The organism is Flagellimonas lutimaris, from assembly GCF_051494225.1.
GTDB classification, from domain to species: Bacteria; Bacteroidota; Bacteroidia; order Flavobacteriales; family Flavobacteriaceae; genus Flagellimonas; species Flagellimonas lutimaris_A.
In genome coordinates, this window is the sequence record NZ_JBNPYE010000001.1 from 1 (window position 1) to 17,857 (window position 17,857).

Annotated in this window: 16 protein-coding genes; 7 read left to right on the forward strand and 9 right to left on the reverse strand. The window is 40.1% G+C overall.

Features of this window, described 5'->3' with window-relative positions:
• Positions 1–87: 87 nt before the first annotated feature.
• The 6 genes from ACQQ5U_RS00005 (at position 88) to ACQQ5U_RS00030 (ending at position 5,301) form a co-directional block, all read left to right on the forward strand.
• A complete protein-coding gene (locus tag ACQQ5U_RS00005) occupies positions 88–246 on the forward strand; it encodes a hypothetical protein (protein WP_437394896.1) in 159 nt (52 codons plus the stop codon).
• A 24-nt stretch (positions 247–270) separates the two neighbouring features.
• On the forward strand, positions 271–858 hold the full coding sequence (locus ACQQ5U_RS00010) for a BfmA/BtgA family mobilization protein (protein WP_090294774.1): 588 nt from the start codon (positions 271–273) through the stop codon (positions 856–858).
• Between the two features lie 2 nt (positions 859–860).
• Positions 861–1,880 (forward strand): MobB family relaxase, encoded by a 1,020-nt coding sequence (gene mobB / locus ACQQ5U_RS00015; protein ID WP_090294777.1) that lies wholly within the window; start codon positions 861–863, stop codon positions 1,878–1,880.
• Between the two features lie 11 nt (positions 1,881–1,891).
• Positions 1,892–3,478, forward strand: coding sequence for a type IV secretory system conjugative DNA transfer family protein (locus tag ACQQ5U_RS00020; protein WP_090294780.1), 1,587 nt, complete (start codon positions 1,892–1,894; stop codon positions 3,476–3,478).
• Between the two features lie 226 nt (positions 3,479–3,704).
• Positions 3,705–4,298, forward strand: a complete 594-nt coding sequence (gene pnuC, locus ACQQ5U_RS00025; RefSeq protein ID WP_090297496.1) for a nicotinamide riboside transporter PnuC — start codon at positions 3,705–3,707, stop codon at positions 4,296–4,298.
• Complete coding sequence (locus tag ACQQ5U_RS00030; RefSeq protein WP_275648320.1) at positions 4,282–5,301, forward strand: acyl-CoA dehydrogenase; 1,020 nt, start codon at positions 4,282–4,284, stop codon at positions 5,299–5,301. Before pnuC ends, ACQQ5U_RS00030 begins: the two co-directional genes overlap by 17 nt.
• A gap of 47 nt (positions 5,302–5,348) precedes the next feature.
• Here the strand turns inward: ACQQ5U_RS00030 and ACQQ5U_RS00035 are convergent, their stop codons facing one another.
• The gene (locus ACQQ5U_RS00035; RefSeq protein WP_090297501.1) at positions 5,349–5,915 is read right to left on the reverse strand and encodes an AAA family ATPase; all 567 of its coding nucleotides are present in this window, start codon (positions 5,913–5,915) and stop codon (positions 5,349–5,351) included.
• Positions 5,916–6,177: 262 nt separating this feature from the next.
• On the opposite strand from ACQQ5U_RS00035, the gene ACQQ5U_RS00040 reads away from it, so the two are divergent.
• Positions 6,178–7,014: a DUF932 domain-containing protein gene (locus tag ACQQ5U_RS00040; protein WP_090294785.1), complete on the forward strand. Its 837-nt coding sequence runs from the start codon at positions 6,178–6,180 to the stop codon at positions 7,012–7,014.
• Positions 7,015–7,322: 308 nt separating this feature from the next.
• On the opposite strand, the gene ACQQ5U_RS00045 is transcribed toward ACQQ5U_RS00040, so the two are convergent.
• The 8 genes from ACQQ5U_RS00045 to ACQQ5U_RS00080 all read right to left on the reverse strand — a co-directional run bounded on the left by ACQQ5U_RS00045 (position 7,323) and on the right by ACQQ5U_RS00080 (position 17,437).
• Positions 7,323–10,157 carry a type I restriction endonuclease subunit R gene (locus ACQQ5U_RS00045; RefSeq protein WP_437394898.1) on the reverse strand — a complete coding sequence of 945 codons (2,835 nt, stop codon included), beginning with the start codon at positions 10,155–10,157 and terminating at the stop codon, positions 7,323–7,325.
• Between the two features lies 1 nt (position 10,158).
• The gene (locus tag ACQQ5U_RS00050) at positions 10,159–11,070 is read right to left on the reverse strand and encodes an Abi family protein (RefSeq protein WP_090294790.1); all 912 of its coding nucleotides are present in this window, start codon (positions 11,068–11,070) and stop codon (positions 10,159–10,161) included.
• 216 nt (positions 11,071–11,286) lie between these two features.
• A complete protein-coding gene (locus tag ACQQ5U_RS00055; RefSeq protein WP_090294793.1) occupies positions 11,287–12,474 on the reverse strand; it encodes a PD-(D/E)XK nuclease family protein in 1,188 nt (395 codons plus the stop codon).
• An 8-nt stretch (positions 12,475–12,482) separates the two neighbouring features.
• Positions 12,483–13,754, reverse strand: a complete 1,272-nt coding sequence (locus tag ACQQ5U_RS00060; RefSeq protein WP_090294795.1) for a restriction endonuclease subunit S — start codon at positions 13,752–13,754, stop codon at positions 12,483–12,485.
• 2 nt (positions 13,755–13,756) lie between these two features.
• Positions 13,757–15,319 (reverse strand): type I restriction-modification system subunit M, encoded by a 1,563-nt coding sequence (locus ACQQ5U_RS00065; RefSeq protein WP_090294798.1) that lies wholly within the window; start codon positions 15,317–15,319, stop codon positions 13,757–13,759.
• A 216-nt stretch (positions 15,320–15,535) separates the two neighbouring features.
• A complete protein-coding gene (locus tag ACQQ5U_RS00070; RefSeq protein ID WP_090294800.1) occupies positions 15,536–16,027 on the reverse strand; it encodes a hypothetical protein in 492 nt (163 codons plus the stop codon).
• A complete protein-coding gene (locus tag ACQQ5U_RS00075) occupies positions 16,027–16,983 on the reverse strand; it encodes a hypothetical protein (RefSeq protein WP_090294802.1) in 957 nt (318 codons plus the stop codon). The genes ACQQ5U_RS00070 and ACQQ5U_RS00075 overlap by 1 nt, the downstream gene beginning before the upstream one ends.
• Before the next feature lie 226 nt (positions 16,984–17,209).
• Entirely contained in the window at positions 17,210–17,437 is a 228-nt protein-coding gene (locus ACQQ5U_RS00080) for a helix-turn-helix domain-containing protein (protein ID WP_090294804.1), read from the reverse strand.
• Between the last annotated feature and the right edge of the window lie 420 nt (positions 17,438–17,857).

Below are 17,857 nucleotides of genomic sequence, written 5' to 3' on the forward strand. Positions count from 1 at the left end.
TGGCCACTTACGGTCACCGAGGGTATTCCCGAGTTAAAGACAACAGTCATTTAAATGACTATAATCTTAAAAGAAAGCTCTATGTAAATGGCCAGCGCTAAACTAAGGGAGAAGCAAGAGGATAGCGTGCTGGCGCAGCGCTACCGATCATGGTTGCTTCGCAAGGCCCTGTTTATGGGGGTTTCGGGGAATCTTGAAGATTTCGGGCATTTGGTTTTTGTTGAAAAAATGGGCCGGGCCCAGTAAAACCAAGGAATTTTTGTTGAAAAAATGGATAAAGGATATGAAAAAGAGACGTTTGCGGGACTGAGGATCAAAATCTCGGTGGCCATGAAATTTCGGAGCTTTTCCAAACGGCAAGGAAAGTCCCATTCCATGACCTTGTTGGCCATGGTGGAGTTCTTTGATCATAATGGTATATCGCCCGATGAACGGATGCACGAGACCATTGCAAGCCTTAAATATTTGATCAAAAGGCGATTCAATGCCATGGTGGCCATCATGCGCAGTATCGAAAAAGAGCAGACCCTGCCCACGGTCAGTATGATACAGGCCCTATTTCAGCAGGAACTGGAATCTGGGGATGGCGAGGAATGGGAAGGGGACTTTGAGTTTTTTGAAAAACAACTGACCGAGATCAATACCCCCTCCAATCCTGAACTCTTGGACAAGGAGACCACGGTGCCCAAGATCGTGCATGAACGGTTGAGGGAACAAATGGAAGAATTGAAGCAGGATTTTACACATGTCCTGGACCATGTGGCCATAACCAAAAACCATTTTGGGAAGGATCAACTCAAAGTGGATCTCAAACCTGGGGCCATTGAACAGTACCGTACCAAACTCAAAAATCTATAAGTATGTACATCGCCATCACAAGACAACACTTGGGAGATAACTATCATGGCAGTGCCAGTGATTTTATCAAGTATTTGGAAAAGGAGAACGAAGGGAAGGCTCCAGAAGAGCAGGAACTTTTTTTCAATCAAACGGAAAATGACATTGATGCCCAACGGGTCATTGCCGAAATCGATGCCAATACCTCCAAGTTGTCCAAGCGAGATCCTAAGTTTTATTCCATTATGGTAAGTCCCTCACAAGCAGAACTGAAACATATCGGGAACGATTCCGAAAAACTGAAAGAGTACACCCGGGAACTGATGAAGACCTATGCTGCCTCCTTTTATCGAGACAAGGAAGTGACCGTAAAGGAGGTATTGTATTTCGCGAAGTTGGAACGGGAACGAACCTATTCCGAAAAAGATAAAGCAGTTAAAGAAAACCAACCCATTGCCAGTAAGATCCTGGCACTACAACATAAGATTAGGGACATCAAACAAGGTAGGGAGCATGGGGATATCGGTAAACTCAAAGAAAAAATACAGGCATTGGAACTAGAAGCGCCCCATAAACAGCATGGCAAACGTATCGTTCCAGGCATGGCCAAGGAAGGCCACCAGAGCCATATCCATATCATTGTCAGCCGTAAGGATGTGACCAATTCCCATAGCCTTTCACCTGGATCTAAATTTCGGACCTCCGAGACAACATTGAACGGGGAGAAAGTAAAGCAGGGCTTTGATAGGGATAAATTCTATCGTGCCTCTGAAAAAACTTTTGATAGACAGTTTGGGTATAGAAGAAATTTTGTGGAAACCTACCATGCCCGAAACTTGTTGGACAAGAATCCCAAACAGTTCTTTGCAGCGCTATTGGGTTTGCCCACAAACGAGAAGCAAGTGGCCAAACAATTATTGTTCAAGGCCGGTGTCCATGTTCCGAGCATCCCCACAAACAAGGCCCAATTGGCCTATAAGGCCATGATGCAACTGAAGAAAGGAATCGGGAAGGCTATGGAATCGGGATCGATTGGTATGTAAAAGATAAAGATATGGAGCATTTAGGATGGATTGGAACTATAGGTTGCCTGTTGGTTGGGGGAGGGATTTCGGTTGTGGTGAATCGGTATCTCGAATATGGCTTTGTGATTTGGGCTTTGGGGATCGTACTTTTGGCCATGGCCAATGGTTTGATTTTGGGATGGGATGATTTAATAAAAAGGACATTGACCCTATGGTTGCCTTTGATGTTCCTGCACATCATCATTTATAGTTTTGTGGACTATTTCAAGGACGATAAGAAACCTTCCAAAACCTTTGTAGTAAAGATGAAAGTGCGTGGCAGACCCTTGGTTATGGAGAATATTCGAAGAGGAGTTTCCGTAATGGCCTCTGCAGGGAGTGGAAAGACCGAAAGTGTCATCTATAATTTTTTGAGGCATTTTCAGAAAGCGCATTTCTCCGGGATTATACATGATTACAAGGATTTTGAGATCACGGAAATGGCCTACCCCTTATGGCAAGATGAAAAGATTCCCTTTCGGATTGTTTCTTTCGGACCTATATATCATCGAGTGAATCCAATAGCCCCAAGATACTTGCCCGATGAAGAAAGTGTGCATGAGGTATCACGGGTGCTTTTGGAAAATCTGATGGAACATAAGGACTCAGATGAGAATAGCACCTCACGCTTTTTTAAGGATGCTGCAGAAGGGTTGGTCAGCGGGCTGATATGGCGTCTAAAAAAAGACTACCCGCATTATTGCACCTTGCCCCATCTGATAGCTTTGTTCCAACAGTTGTCCACCAAAAGCCTGATCAAATTTCTACGAGGAAACATTACCGCAAGGGCCATGGCCGATGCCTTTATCAGTGGTGTGGGTTCTGAACGACAGACAGCAGGAGTACTCAGTACCCTGGCCAATGCCATTAAAAAGATCAGTACACGGAAGATTTTTATGGTGCTTTCCGCGGATGAGATTCCCTTGGATATCAATAATGAAAAGAATCCTGCAGTCATAGCCTTGGTCAACAATCCGCAAAAGGATGCTTCCTTATCTCCGGTTATTGCCACCATCATCCATACCATCTCCAAACAAATGTCCCAGCGCAATCGTAAACCTTCCTTTATGTTGTTGGAAGAGGCTTCCACCTTACGGTTATTAAACATGCATCGAATACCTGCTACTTTACGAAGCTATGATATTGTGAGTGTCTATGTCCTTCAGGACAAGATCCAAAATGATATGATGTATGGGGAAAAGGCGAGTAAGGCAATCCTATCCAATCTATCCTATCAGTTTTTTGGGAAGGTGAACGACCCAGATACAGCAAGATACTATGAACGCTTTTTTGAGCTGGTCAAGATTCCGACCCGAAGTGTGAGCAAGAGTTCAGGGCTCAACTTGGAAAGTCGAATAACGGAAGGGGAGAAGGAAGTGTCCAAACGAAGGGCAGAGGTGTTCTTTCGGTTAAGGCAAGGGGAGTTTGTGGTGTTCGCAGATGGAAAAGATCGGAAGGTGCGGTTTGTCAAACCAGAAATTCAAAAGGGATTACCTAAACCTTTAGAGGTAACTGAACTGGAATTGGAACAGCATTATTTAAAGGTACACCATGATATTGGGACGATTTTTAAATAACCTAGTTTAGGAATGTTTGCATTTCAAATATGTATTTCCAAAAAACAATTCTACCTTTATACAATAACACAAGGGGTGTCCGTAAGGGCTGAGATTAAACCCGGAAGCACTTTGCTTCGCACCTGATCCAGATAATGCTGGCGTAGGGATTTTGGAAAAGCCGATTCAGGCCTTTGTTCCATTTTGGGATTCCGATGTCATTATAATTAGTAGAGAAACCCAAAAAATGGAAATATTTTCACAATTAGTTGTTTTACAATGGGTAGGAACCGCCTTTGGTGTGGTTCAGGTCCTTATGGCACGCCAGAACAACGTACATAATTACCTTTTTGGAATCATTGCCATATTGATCAGTATTTGGGTGTTGTACCAATCCCGATTATATGCCGACATTCTTCTAAATCTTTACTATTTGGTCATGAGTATCTATGGTTGGTTCTATTGGAAGATGGGAAAGCAACAAAAAGAATCGCCCATTTCTTATTCTGATGGTAGAGATCATGGGATTGCAGTAGGCATTGTATTAGGATGCTTTCTCATTATGGCCTATTGGTTGGGACAACATACGGATTCCGATGTCCCCTATTGGGACGCCATGGTCGTTGCCTTTGCTTGGGCAGGGATGTGGTTAATGGCCAAACGAAAGATAGAAAACTGGATTTATTTGAATATTAGCAACTTGATTTCCATACCACTGTTAGTGTACAAAGAACTATACATATATGCGGGATTGACAACGTTTTTATTCTTGGTGGCCATATCGGGTTATATCAAATGGTCCAAAATCATTGAAAAGGAATTGGATGGAGCCGCAGCATAGCATTCAACAACGCTGTTTTGGGAAAAAGGAGTTTCCAAAAGAAGTTCTGGATTGGATCGATGCCGAAAATTTGTGGAACCTTTGGGTGCCAAAAGAATATGGTGGAATGGAAATGTCCTTGTCCGAGGGCTTGAAAACCTTACATTCACTTGCCCAATGCGATGGTAGTCTGGGCTGGACCGTGACCTTGTGCAGCGGAGCCAATTTCTTTATTGGGAATTTAAAGCAGGGCGTTGCGGACGAGATTTTTTTAGAATCCGAAAAAGCGGTTCGCTTTGGGGGGAGTGGAGGTGCATTTGGGACTGCTGAGAAAATGGACGATGGCTATATAATCAATGGACATTGGAAGTATGCCACAGGAGCACCCTATCTGACACATTTCACTTTGAACGCAAAGATTCAGGAAGGAGGCGAGGATATCCTTTTAGAGGATGGTAGCCCTATGATACAATCTTTTGTGCTCAAAAAAGATGATGTCGAAATTATACGGGATTGGAATGCCATGGGGTTAAGGGCTACGGTTACCGACTCTTTTGCAGTGCGATCCAAATGGGTGGATAACAAGTACAGTTTCGTATATGATGAATTTTATCTGCCTCAGCCCATCTTTAAAATTCCATTCTCGGTATTTGCAGATTTGACCTTATGGGTCAATTATTTGGGGATGGCGGATCACTTTTTGAAGGAGGCTCAAATGTTTAAGAAGTCAAATACCTTTTTTAATAAACTTCAAGATATTTTGATTGGTGCTAATTATCAAGTTATGATATTTGCAAAACAGCTGGAATATAGTATTGAGATTGGACTATCTGTACCGATTGATTTTATCAATGAAATACATCATGAGGCTTCTCGGTCTATTGGTACTATTTCGAAAGCAATCATTGAAGTATTTCCTTTTTTGGGCATTCGAGGAATCACGGAAGGTCAAACAGTGAACCAAATATTTAGGGACTATTTCACGGCTACACAACACCACAATTTCCATGGTAAATTGGATTGAGAAATCCCATTTTAAAGCAAAGCAATTAAATTTTAGGTTTAAGAAAATTAGGAGTTCTGGATGTGATTCAAAATGAAATCCGCCCTTTCTTTTACAGAGGTCTTGGGAACTTCAATTAGGTCGTATAGATGGCTGCGATAGGTCTGGATGATTTTGTTGTAGGTAAATACAGCCTCATTCCAGTCTTGTTTTCGCTGTTCATCCGTTTGATAAATTTCTTCCCAAGGGGGTAAAATAAAAACATGGTCGTTGTATCTGGCCGTTTCAACGTAGGTCCTCATTTCTTGATCAATTGGAATACCTTCCAAGGAGGCGTAACATAGGGCATCCAAAAAGCCACGGTCAAAAAAAAGGAGAGTGGTTTCCTTGTGGTCGTTCTTGGCCTTTTCAAAACTTGCAAGGGAACGATGAAACATCATTTCCATATAAAGCTTTTTGTTTTTCCAAGGTAGGGCATCGCCATCTACGGCCTGTTGTTCCTTGATGAGTTCGCGGGCGATTTCCGGGACTACTGCCATGCCTCTTTGCTGTAGTTCCTTTAGGAGCGTAGTCTTGCCCACTCCCGGGCCTCCAGTGATGACATAAAACGGATTGTGATTTTTGGTACGTTTCAATGCTAAGGATTTGGTTTTGTTTGGTTTTTTAATGGTCGGCAATATTACGAACTTCTAAAGAATTGATGGGTTGACAAAGGACGGTCCGGAATAAGTGTTCCATCAATAGGTGTCGAAAGGTAAACGTCGCAGCCTGTTGTCGGACAAGGGACGGCATAAACCGTTCCTTGCGTCCCTTTATATTCCGTTTCCTTGCCACTCCTCAGCCTGTCTTCCGTTTGCTGCGTCCGGCACTTATTGTTTAACCTTAAATCCATAAATTATGTATTTGAACAGATTGCAACAGGACGAGGTCTTTGTACCAGCTGAACTAAGACCTTTGGAAGAATTGACCGGAATACCCACTAGAAAGGGTATGGAACAGGCCGTTGTGAGCCATGGAAAGATTGTGAACGTGGTCTCAAAACGTTATGGGCATATCCCGAATGAACTGTTTTTTGGGAAAGCCGAGAACCGGGTCATCAAAACCGGTCTGGAATATTCTCGCCAGACCATTAACCGCTCTGACAGAAGTTTCAGTATGGACTTCATCCTGACCGATAATACCCAGTTTTCCGTGGGGAACCGAGAGGATGCCATCCTGCCCATGCTCCGATTCACCAACTCCTATGACGGGAGCGAACGCACCTCTGGACATTTTGGGTTCTACCGCAAGGTATGCTCCAATGGCCTGCATGTGGCCAAGACCGAAATAGGCTTTTCGATCAAGCATCATAAGAACAGTGTCCATTTGATCATGCCTGAACTGGAAGGGCTTTTTCAAAAGTTCATGGATAATGAGTTCTATACCATATCCGATAGATTCCATCAAATGATGACTGTGGAACTATTGGATACCAAGGCCTTTGTGAAAGAAGTGCTGGAGCAGACCAAGCTTTTCCGCTATGAGTGTAGTGATACCAATGATGACCCCTCTAAAAGAGCTCGGGAGGTTATTGACATCCTTAATTATGAGGCCATTCAGCTAGGTGTCACACCGAACCTTTGGTTGGGTTACAATGCCTTTAATGCCGTGCTCCATAGCAGTCTCAAAAAAAGCTTTTCACGTCAGGAGCGTTTAGACAAGGAGTTGTTCCAGACCGTTTATGAAATGGCATAAAGCCATCTAGGGTTTCTCCGGTGCCTATGGGAAAACCGGAGATTTAAAGGGTGTTGGGAAGTTGGGACAAATTGTGCTTTTGAGGGGGTAGGGGAATGACTTTTTCTATGTGCACTGTCGTTTATGTTTGAATAAGCGGGTTCATTGCCACACCACGCTGTCTTTATCAGCCGTCTGTGCCCCCATCACCCGCAAGGTGCTGGCCCATCCTTAACCGCGGTGTGGCAACTAGGAGATAAAATTACGAAAAAGGGTTGGGGACATCTGTACTAGGGCGATGATAAAAGGACTTTCTTACTCTGTACTGTTTACCCCATCCCATCAATAAACGTTTCTACAAAGCCTTTTACCTTCCCTAATATCCGTTCAGATAAAGTTGCTCTATCCCTTAGGCTAGGCCTCTCATTCATTACGGCAATGATCTCATCACGTAATGGTTCTTTCTCTGTAAAAAGATAATTGCTTACAAGGTCGACCAACTTTTGATAATCCAAGTTTTCCTCTTTTGCCAAGTTCATTATGGCCTTTTTCTTCTCTACAGTCCAAAAGGACTCAAACTCATTGGCCACTAGTTCGGAGTCCGTTATCAACGGTAGATTTTCCGCAATAAACTTCTCAATCAGTTCTTTTTTGCTTCTTAATTGCGATTCTGAGGCCAATATGTCTGAAATCGCTTTTCGCTGTTCTTCTTGCTCCTTTGGCGCTGAATCGTGGAGTTTGGCCAACAGGGTCAAGATATAGGTTACATTTATTTCATCCCTACGAATCAGTTCCAGTTCAAAATCGATGTCGTTCAAAATGGATACTTTCTCCTTTTGGGTCTCTGATTTTATGATATCATATAAATCCAAATACTTGCTCTTGTAGTTCTCGAAGGTTTGCTCGTCCATGCCCAAATCCTCAAAACTGAACTCGGTGAATGTGCCCAATACATTTTTCACACGCATCAACTCCCTAAAGGCCTTTACAAACTCCAGTTCTTCAGCTTCAGATACCAAATCGTTTACACTGTCAAAGGTTGGAGCAATGGCCTTTACTCGTTCCACGGCTTCATCAAACTTTTCAATGTAGTCCTCATAAGGTTGAACCACAATTTCTTCAATGGCTTCTTTGTTGGAAAACAAGGTAATTGCCTCATCAGTGGCCTCTTTTAAATTCCTAAAGGCCACGACATTTCCCTGGGATTTGACCTCGTCCAATATGCGGTTGGTGCGGGAATAGGCTTGGATCAAGCCGTGATACTTTAAATTTTTATCGACATAAATGGTGTTCAATAATTTACTGTCGAATCCTGTCAAGAACATATTGACCACCAACAAAATATCCACCTCTCTGTTTTTAACACGTTTCCCTATATCCTTGTAATAGGAATAAAACGCATTGGTGGAATAATTGGTTTTGAACATTTGGTTATAATCGGAAATATATTCGTCCAATTTATCCCTTGTATGCTTTGTATCATATCTAGACGACGGATCTTTTTCAAGATCCTCAAAATCTTCGTCAGGAATAAAACCCATAGCATCCTCATCCAACTGATTGGCCTGGTAAGAGTAAATGGTAGCTACTTTTAAATCGTGTTCTCCTGATACTTTTTTAGCTTGGAACAACTCGTAATAGGTAATAAGTGTCTTAACGTTCTGGACGCAGAAAATGGCCGTATATCGTTTGTTGTGCGTTTTACGGTTGTGGTTGTTGATGATGAAATCCACGTTGTTCTCCAGTCGTTCAGGAGCCTCCAGCACTTCTGCGGTATTGATGTCCTCCACTTTTAAGTCCACAACCTCTTCTTTAAGCTTTACAGTGTTCATGTACTCAATGGAAAACTTGAGCACATTTCTATCCCGTATGGCATCGGTAATAACGTATTTATGCAAACACTCCTCGAACAAATCCTTGGTGGTTCGTCTACCCAGTTTGTTCTTTGTTGAATTGTCGGCAAAAATGGGAGTACCCGTAAAACCGAACATCTGTGCATTGCCAAAATAGGTTTTAATGGCATTATGGGTATCGCCAAACTGGCTGCGGTGGCATTCATCGAAAATAAACACGATACGCTCGTTTTTTAGCTGATCCACTTTCGCCATATGTTTGGGCTTGGAGATGGCCGTGTTCAATTTTTGTATGGTGGTTACAATAAGCTTGGTGTCATCGGAGAGCTGTTTGACCAATGTGCTTGTATTGTCCGTGGCATCGATACTGCCCTCGCTAAAGCTATTGAACTCTTTGATGGTCTGATAGTCCAAATCCTTTCGGTCTACCACAAAGACCACTTTGGGCACATCTTCTAAATTGGTTAGTATCTGGGCGGCTTTAAACGAGGTCAATGTCTTTCCCGAACCAGTGGTGTGCCATATATAACCAAATTTGTTACTGTTTTTCACACGCTCTACGATGGCTTCAGTAGCATAATACTGATATGGGCGCAATACCATTAGGATATTAGAGGTGTTCAGCACGATGTATTTGGTGATCATTTTGGAGAGATGGCAAGGCTCCAAAAATTCTTTGGCAAACTCACTTAACTGCGTAATGATGTTGTTCTCCCTATCCGCCCAAAAGAAGGTTTGTTTAAAGGAACGTGCTTTTACAGGGTTGTTTGCAAAATACTTTGTATTTACGCCATTGCTGATGACAAAGAGCTGCACGTATTGGAACAATCCACTTCCCGATCCAAACGAATGTCTTTCGTAGCGATTGATTTGGTTAAAAGCCTCTTTCATTTCCAAGCCCCGCTTTTTAAGTTCAACCTGTACTAAGGGCAGACCGTTAATGAGTATGGTGACATCATAGCGGTTTTTATAGGAGCCCTCCATGGTGACCTGATGGGTAACTTGATACTGGTTTTTACACCAATGCACTTGGTTGATCAACTCCACGTATCCCGTTTCCCCATTGTCTTTGGGGTAGGTAATTCGGTCACGGAGGGTTTTAGCCTTTTCATAAATGTTGCCCTTGGAGAGCTGATTTAATATTTGCTTAAACTCTGCATCCGAAAAGGTGGTCCAGTTGTGTTTTTCCAACTGACCCTTTAAGTTGGAAACGAGTTGATCTTCATCTTTAATGATGACTTTTTCGTACCCTAAGTCCTGTAGCTGTTCAACTAGGTTTTCTTCTAAAATGTATTCGGGTTGGGTGGTCATACTATTTCCAAAGGGGTTCTTTTTTCCAATCAGGTTTCATTCCAAGTGCATCAGGATCAACATTCGGAAATTTTGTGAATAACTCAACTAATTTTTCTCCAAAATTATTATTGGGCTGAACGGTGTCCAATAAATATTTCATCAAACACAAATGCACATATAGTTTTGAAAATTCATGTTGTTTGGGCACATTGTCCAAATCGCTTATCCAAGGATTTGGCGGTTTTGGCAATAATTTTACGGTGCCAGGCAGGTTACGGTTCCATAGCCTGGAATGGTGGGCGCAAAAATTGCGTATTTGAGCTATGGATTGCAACCAGCTGGGAAGGTAGGTATGGTTTACAGCCCCGAACTCTTCCGCAATGGTATCCTTTGATTTTATGGTGTTTTTTAAATTTCCATATAACTTGGACAATGAACCAAAGCTGGTGTGTTCCAACGATTTCCATGAAGGGGGAAATCTTTGGTCATCCTTGTGCTTTTTTAAGTGATTTTTTATCGTCTTGTCCTTTGTCCTGCTGATTTCCTCCTCAAGATTGAATAGGGTTTTGACTAAAGCCCTACTATCCGAAAAAAGTTCAAAATTCTGAAACCACCATGGATCGAATTCATGGGAGAGGTGATAAATTAATTTAGTGCGAAGACTGATCTCTATTTTTTCAATCACTCCAAACAAAAGTAATCTTAATTCGGCATCGAAATTGTATAGAGCAACTACATCATCAAATTTACTGTCAGCCTTAAATGTATGGTTTTCTTTATCCTCTTGCATGACATACCAATATTCCCCCAAACGGTAATAACTGATATGCGACAAATACTTTAACGCAATGGCATCATTGGAAAAGTGGAGCCCCCTATCCTTTAATTGCTTTAATTGTTGTTCCTTGGTAAATGCGGGCTTTTCAAACATTTGTTGTATAGTTTAAGGTAAGTAAACTAAAGCCCATAAAGCAAAAGACACACCCTGGGACGCTGTTCTTATGATGTAGCGTGGTGTGTACTGTTAGTGCAAAAATACTACTTTTTACCATAATTTGCCATAATTTATCGTTTTTAACATTTATTCCCAATACAAATCGACGCTGCAACAAATCTCCTATAAACTGATGTAAGCCTTATACTTACACTATTTCAAAGAAGCCAAAGGAGCCTCACTGACCTTACATATCTCCAATAATTTCTCTTCAACAAACGCAATCAAATCTTCCCTTTGGCTGGCATTAAACAGCTTGGATCTCTCACTTACCTCATTAAAATACAGAATATCCCTGTTAAATGGCCAAACTTGGCTTCCCCTAAACCCTGACTGAAAATATTCTAGTTGCCCCAAGATTGATTTTATAGGGGCTCTTTCCACTTTATCTTGAGCTGCTATTATACCATAGATCGATTTTTGCCAAGGTATTTTGGATTGCCCTTCGAGTTTGATAGCAATATTTTCTGGCCACTTAACATTGGTAATGGTTATTCCCGTCCATGGGTCATTTAAATCATCGTCCACTTGTATATTCCAATCGTCATCCAACTCCCTTTCAAGACGTTCAGCAATCTCATCCACAAACTGTTTGGTAGTTTCCAGCTCTACATCGGATATTGCATTGCCAATGTTTTGGGCAGCATTGTAATTTTCCTTGACAAGCTTGTGCATTTCTTTTTCCATGGCTTTATCGGTTAATTGGTTGGTCAGTCTCTTTAATAAAATAATGTATTGCCGTATGGACTCCCTAAGAATCGGTTCTTCTGCTGATTCCTTTAAACAAGCTTCCAGCCAGTCTATGATATCTGTCTTAAATGCAAGACAATGGTAGTCCTTATCCAAAACCAGTTTGCCTTTACTCTCGGGTGAAGCATCAGAACCACCGAGCGTTAAGTAATATACCGTGTTGTTTTCCTTATTGTGGTTGCAATACCGTTGTAGTTGAACATTTTGGTCGGCTGCATAGATTTTATTCTCTATGCAAATGCTGTTGACATGGTCGGTTATATAAATATCTACTCTGCCTCCTAATAGCTTGGCATCATCTCGTTTACCAATATGTTTTTCCAAGATAACACTAGCCTTCTCCAAATGGATGGTGTTATTGTCCACGGATTCCAAGAACAATCGTAAAAACAAGTTCCCTTTTGCATGCGAACCTTTTGGATCGAGTAATTCCCCCAAGAAAGCGGAATGGGTACCGTTCTCTTTGTGTTCCATGTTAAGAATGGAAAATATATTAAAGTTTTCCCCTTTCAGTCTCGATATCTCATTGTGGTGGGCAATGATTTTTTTGGCGTCCTTGATCAGTTTTTTTTCGTTGGTGTACTTCATCATCAATAGGACTATACAAACATTTGCTGCAACAAGCCTTTTTTAAACTGTTGGTTTTGACTTATTTGAGTTTGTACCACAGCTATTTTTTTATCGATGGCAATTAAAAAATTGGCGATTTGGGTTTGTTCTGGATAAGAAGGAATGAAGAACTTTATTTCTCCTAGTCTTCCAGTCGAAATTCCCAAAACTTTTGTTCCTTGTGCAATTTTCATCACTTGTTTCCTTATCATCCAGTTTTGAAGCAAATATCCAGAAAACCCTAAAGCCATTTTATGCTTATTTGGTCTTGCATGAAAAGTGTGTAACCCAGAAATTACTTTTTCACTATTTAGGTTTACAACCTCAATGGTTTTTCCAATATCATCATAATCTTCAGATGCATCAGCGATTAATAAATCTCCTAATTGCAAAAAAGATTCTTTTTTGACTTTACTCAAATCAACATCATTGTTTACATAAGGCACCAATTCTTCATTAATATCAAATAGGGTTGAAAATTTAGTGTGAATGTCCCCATAATGAACGTTTCTCACCTTACCTGATTCATAGTTTAATTTGTCTCTGGAAAAAGAATTGGTTGAATAGAATGAATATATTTCTTTGAATTTTTTCTCCTCCCAATCAGGATAAGCACTTCCATCTTCTTTCGTAAATCGCAATTCCCCAGAAAAGATTTGCTGCATCACCCCTTTTCTGTAGTCTTCCAACAAACGTTTCTTTTGATGTAATTGCGCAATTTTTTTATCAACCGTTGCAAGGAAAGTGGCTATTTTTTGTTGTTCTACTAGGTTCGGTAGGTTTAGCTTTAGACCCTTTAATTGATGATTATATAAATGAACTACTGAGTTGCCCTGCGCTAGTGAAGCAATATCCTTTTTCTTTGCACTATTTAGATAATACGAAATAAACAAACCATCTTGCTTAGTCCTAACAATATTTAAATCTCCGCCTAATGCCACATCATTTTTAAGAACACATGAAGCGGTAGCAATATCCAATTGAGTTTCTCCAGAAGATGGAATTATCACATCATTTATTTTGCTTAGAACTAATTCATCTTTGGGTAAATTAGTTTTTGAAACAATCTCTTCGATGATTTCATTGTAGTCTGTATATAATTCACCATACCTAATGCACTCAGTTTGTCCATCATCAACAATATCAGATTTTGAGATATTTTTACCCTTTGTAAAAGCGGCTATATCTCCAAATAATACACCATTCCAATTTTCTGAAAACTCGGTAAACCGCAGTTTCGGCACCCGTTTTTGTTCTTCCATAGTTAAAACGGGGTTTTAAGGTTGAGTTGTTGGCAGAAGTCGGCAATCATCGCATTGGTTTCGGACAAGTCTTTCTGTAGGGATTGTAAATCGGCGGCCACTTGGTCCAAATCCACAGGTTCCTCTTCTTCAAAGGTGTCCACGTAGCGAGATATGTTGAGGTTGTAATCGTTTTTGGCTACCTCGTCCAAACTCGCTACGCAACTAAATTTATCTTTTGTGCCTCGGGTGCGGTAAGTGGTAATAATAGCATCAATATGTTCATTGTTCAATTTGTTTTTATTACCATCTTTCTCAAAACCTTGGGAGGCATCAATAAACAAAATATTATCGCTATGCACCCTGCATTTGCTCAATACCAAAATACAGGTGGGAATGCTGGTGCCATAGAAGACATTTGCTGGCAAGCCTATTACTGCATCCAAATAATTCAATTCTTTTATCAGATATTCCCGAATCGTACCTTCGGCACTTCCCCTAAACAATACACCGTGAGGTAATACACAGGCCATGGTGCCGTTGTCCGCCAATTGGAATAGCATGTGCTGTACAAAAGCAAAATCGGCTTTACTGTTAGGTGCTAAACGCCCATATTGGCTAAAACGTTCGTCGTTTTCGTTCAGAGGGTTATTTTTCCCTTTCCATTTGGCCGAAAATGGTGGATTGGCAACTATGGCCTCAAAACGCATTTCCAAATGTTGGGGTTGTTCCAGCGTGTCCTCCTGCCTAATATCAAAATGCCTATAATGAACATCGTGCAAAATCATGTTCATCCGAGCCAAATTGTAGGTGGTGCGGTTGAGTTCCTGCCCGAAAAAATCATCAACCGGCACCTCCCTGCTCACACGCAACAGCAGCGAGCCGGAGCCACAAGTGGGATCATATACACTCTTTAGGCGTTTTTTACCCGTGGTCACTATCTTGGCCAATATTTTGGAGACTTGTTGAGGCGTGTAAAATTCTCCTGCCTTTTTACCCGCTCCACTGGCAAACTGGGAAATCAGGTATTCGTAAGCATCGCCCAGCACATCCGCCTCGGCATCCTCCAAGGCAAAGTCTATTTTATCCAAATGGAACATCACCTTGGAGATAAGGCTGTTTCGGGCTTCGGTGCTTCTTCCCAGTTTGGTACTGTTGAGGTCTAGATCCTCAAATAGTTTGTTGAAATCATCCTCACTTTCCGTACCCATGGTGCTTTGCTCAATACCGTTGAGAATGCTTTCCATGTCAGCAAGGATAAAATTGCTCTCGTTTTCGGTATTAGCATTGCCCTTTTTGGCAATGGAGCTAAAGAGTTCATCAGGTTTTAGATAGTACCCCAATTTTAATAAGGATTCTTCCTTGATGGCTTCCAAATCGCCTGCATCGGTAACCAAAAGGTAATCCTTAATTTCCTCGGTTTCCAGTAAAGAGTTAGCGTATAGATATTGTTTTTCGGAGAGGTATTTGTAGAAAATAAAGCCTAGAATGTAATCCCTGAACTCGTCGGCATCCATTTTGCCCCTCAACTCATTGGCAATGTTCCACAATTGCGTTTCCAGCAGTTTCTTTTGTTCTTCGGACATGAAGTGTATTTAATTCTGGGTAAGTGAAATCTTATTATTCTCAAATATATGGAAATGGTGGGTATTTTGATGTTATTCATTTTCCATGCTTCCAAGGCGCTTTAATACATGTTTAACTCTGCCCGGCTGATTTGAGATAGTACCTTTTAGTAGCTGAAAAAAGGTTTTTATCCACTGTTCAAAAGGCTGATAACTGGGTATTCTTGTTGTTAGTATTCATTTTTGCATTTTTAAAATCTTTGTCAAAATCAGTAAACATCTGTAAAGTGTCATAGCAATAATGATTAATCCAATCACATTATAGAAGAATACAAATTTCAAATATTCTTTTGGCAACCCTAATTTTAATGCATAACCAATGACCGAAATTGAGATTAACGATTTTATGCAGTTTTTTAAAATTCGGACTGTTGTAAAGTAAAGTTCAGATGCAAAGAACAAATCAAATAAAGATTCATCCTCTGAATAGTTATTCTTATTTATATTTGAGCTACTCTTAAAAGTTATTAAAACAGTTAAGAGAGTAAGAATAAAGCCAGCACTTGTCAGTCCAACATTTGCTAAATCAGATGTCATTGATAATGAACGTTCATCTTTTGGCAAATTAAAAAGTCCATTATTAAAAGTCAATAACAAAATGACTCCTATTATTATGGAAATAATAAAATCGTACAATACCGGTCTTCTGAAATATTTGTCGAGCATCATCAATTAAATTTCACCATAAACTCGTTAAAATCCTCTTCTATAAGTTCGTACCAATTTCTTTTCTTTTTTAAAGTTGACATCTCCACATCATATTCTAGCTCCTTTTTTTCTCGAAGTAAATTGAAAAGTTCTTCGTTTCCTTCTTTGTCCTCGTATTTAATTACAAAATCCTCAAAACAATCGATGTTAAAAGGTCTTGCCTTAAATTTTCCAAGAAGTGTTTTTACCATTGAGTTTGCCTCTTTGTTTAACTCCTTACTTGTGATATTTCCTCCAGGTGTTTGAAAGTAGGTCTCAACTCTTATATAATTTGGTTTGAGCCTATTCCCAATAGTATTGATACCAGTAAAATACTGACCTTTAATATCGTTGTCCATTTGAGCAATCTTACTCGGCTGAATCTTAATTTGCATATTCAAAACATTTTGAAGATTTTCCAAGGTTTTGTCAATTGTATTACTCATATACAAATTGACATCTAAAGCCTTTGAGAGTTTTAATTTGTCCCTTGCGACGTTCCTTAAGTAATATTCAACATCAGACATTCTTGGTCCATAATGGTTGTACTCAATGCAAACAACTCCATAATTTCTGCTATAATCGATGAAAAAATGAGTTTCTTCCGCAATTGAACCAAGTGTTTTAATAGGCACCAATTTAAATTCATCAGCAGGTTTAATTTTTGGAACTCGTCCTGAACGTAGAAGTGCAAGAGTACATCTAATTCTTCTTTCCTTTGGCATAAATACTGCGCTCGTCATAAACAATTCACGTGGACTTTCATTTTCTCGATTCCTATGTTTATCAATCAAATAGCCTTGACCTTTATGCAGTTCGTTTGTTAAGAAAGTAATTACATCTTTTAAAATTGTTGTACTACTATATTCACTTTCAAGCTTTGAATAAGCTGTAAATTTTAATGAGTAGAAGTGGAATTTTAATATTTCTCTTGGCATTTATTCAATTGGTTTTTATTAGTACTCACGACTTGTTTATATGGCCAACTTTCTTCTAAATAGGATTGACTTTGCCAAAACTTTGCATTTTAAAAACAAGGCACTGTTTTTGTCGTTTAATAAAATTTGGGGGAGATGGCGTTAAATGTAAGAATTTTCTATAAAATGAAAATGTGGAATTCTGTAAGGAAGTTGTTAAAAGATAAAAAAATAGGAGGTAGGGTAATTATTGCTTTTTAAAGAATTCAATTATATCAAATCCAAAGTAATTAGCAATTGTGTGAAGCGTTTCGACCGTCGGATTACTTTCAGCTCTTTCTATCCTGCCAATTTGATTAGCGGACATATCAATATCTAACCCCATGTTAAGTTGTGATAAACCTCTTTCTTTTCGGTGCCTTTTGACAATAGCACCAATATTGGATAAAATTATATTGAGGTCTTCCTTTGACATCTATCAAAAATTGCCAATTCATTTATATTTTATCAACACATATATGTGTTAGTTTAAAAAGGTTTATTATATTTATCCCAATAACATAAATTTGCGATTCTTCGTTTAGAACATATTTGAAGCTATCGCTTTGAATCTCACACTGAAAACTGGTAATTTTTGCACTGAGATGATAAGCAGATTGGCTCACGACCCGGGCGTGAGCTCTCTTATCGGTGCAAGGTATACCAGTACCACAGTGCGATAAGTTGAGTTTCACGCCCAACTTGTTTCTTGGCGTTTGGTTTCTTTTGGTCCTTTCGGGGCATCGCCCAACCAATTAGGTTATGGGAAACATTTGGCAACATTTTTTTGTAGGGTTCACCTCGTGTTATTGTTCTGTTTTTGGGGCAGCGCACTCGGTGTTCGATATCCTATTTA

Bases quoted from the DNA above. Each gene is read 5' to 3' on its own strand.
- ACQQ5U_RS00005 (WP_437394896.1), top strand. From the start codon at position 88: ATGGCCAGCGCTAAACTAAGGGAGAAGCAAGAGGATAGCGTGCTGGCG.
- ACQQ5U_RS00060 (WP_090294795.1), bottom strand. From the start codon at position 13,754: ATGGAAGAACAAAAACGGGTGCCGAAACTGCGGTTTACCGAGTTTTCA.
- mobB (WP_090294777.1), top strand. From the start codon at position 861: ATGTACATCGCCATCACAAGACAACACTTGGGAGATAACTATCATGGC.
- pnuC (WP_090297496.1), top strand. From the start codon at position 3,705: ATGGAAATATTTTCACAATTAGTTGTTTTACAATGGGTAGGAACCGCC.
- ACQQ5U_RS00065 (WP_090294798.1), bottom strand. From the start codon at position 15,319: ATGTCCGAAGAACAAAAGAAACTGCTGGAAACGCAATTGTGGAACATT.
- ACQQ5U_RS00080 (WP_090294804.1), bottom strand. From the start codon at position 17,437: ATGTCAAAGGAAGACCTCAATATAATTTTATCCAATATTGGTGCTATT.
- ACQQ5U_RS00070 (WP_090294800.1), bottom strand. From the start codon at position 16,027: ATGATGCTCGACAAATATTTCAGAAGACCGGTATTGTACGATTTTATT.
- ACQQ5U_RS00050 (WP_090294790.1), bottom strand. From the start codon at position 11,070: ATGTTTGAAAAGCCCGCATTTACCAAGGAACAACAATTAAAGCAATTA.
- ACQQ5U_RS00010 (WP_090294774.1), top strand. From the start codon at position 271: ATGGATAAAGGATATGAAAAAGAGACGTTTGCGGGACTGAGGATCAAA.
- ACQQ5U_RS00055 (WP_090294793.1), bottom strand. From the start codon at position 12,474: ATGATGAAGTACACCAACGAAAAAAAACTGATCAAGGACGCCAAAAAA.
- ACQQ5U_RS00045 (WP_437394898.1), bottom strand. From the start codon at position 10,157: ATGACCACCCAACCCGAATACATTTTAGAAGAAAACCTAGTTGAACAG.
- ACQQ5U_RS00030 (WP_275648320.1), top strand. From the start codon at position 4,282: ATGGAGCCGCAGCATAGCATTCAACAACGCTGTTTTGGGAAAAAGGAG.
- ACQQ5U_RS00020 (WP_090294780.1), top strand. From the start codon at position 1,892: ATGGAGCATTTAGGATGGATTGGAACTATAGGTTGCCTGTTGGTTGGG.
- ACQQ5U_RS00040 (WP_090294785.1), top strand. From the start codon at position 6,178: ATGTATTTGAACAGATTGCAACAGGACGAGGTCTTTGTACCAGCTGAA.
- ACQQ5U_RS00075 (WP_090294802.1), bottom strand. From the start codon at position 16,983: ATGCCAAGAGAAATATTAAAATTCCACTTCTACTCATTAAAATTTACA.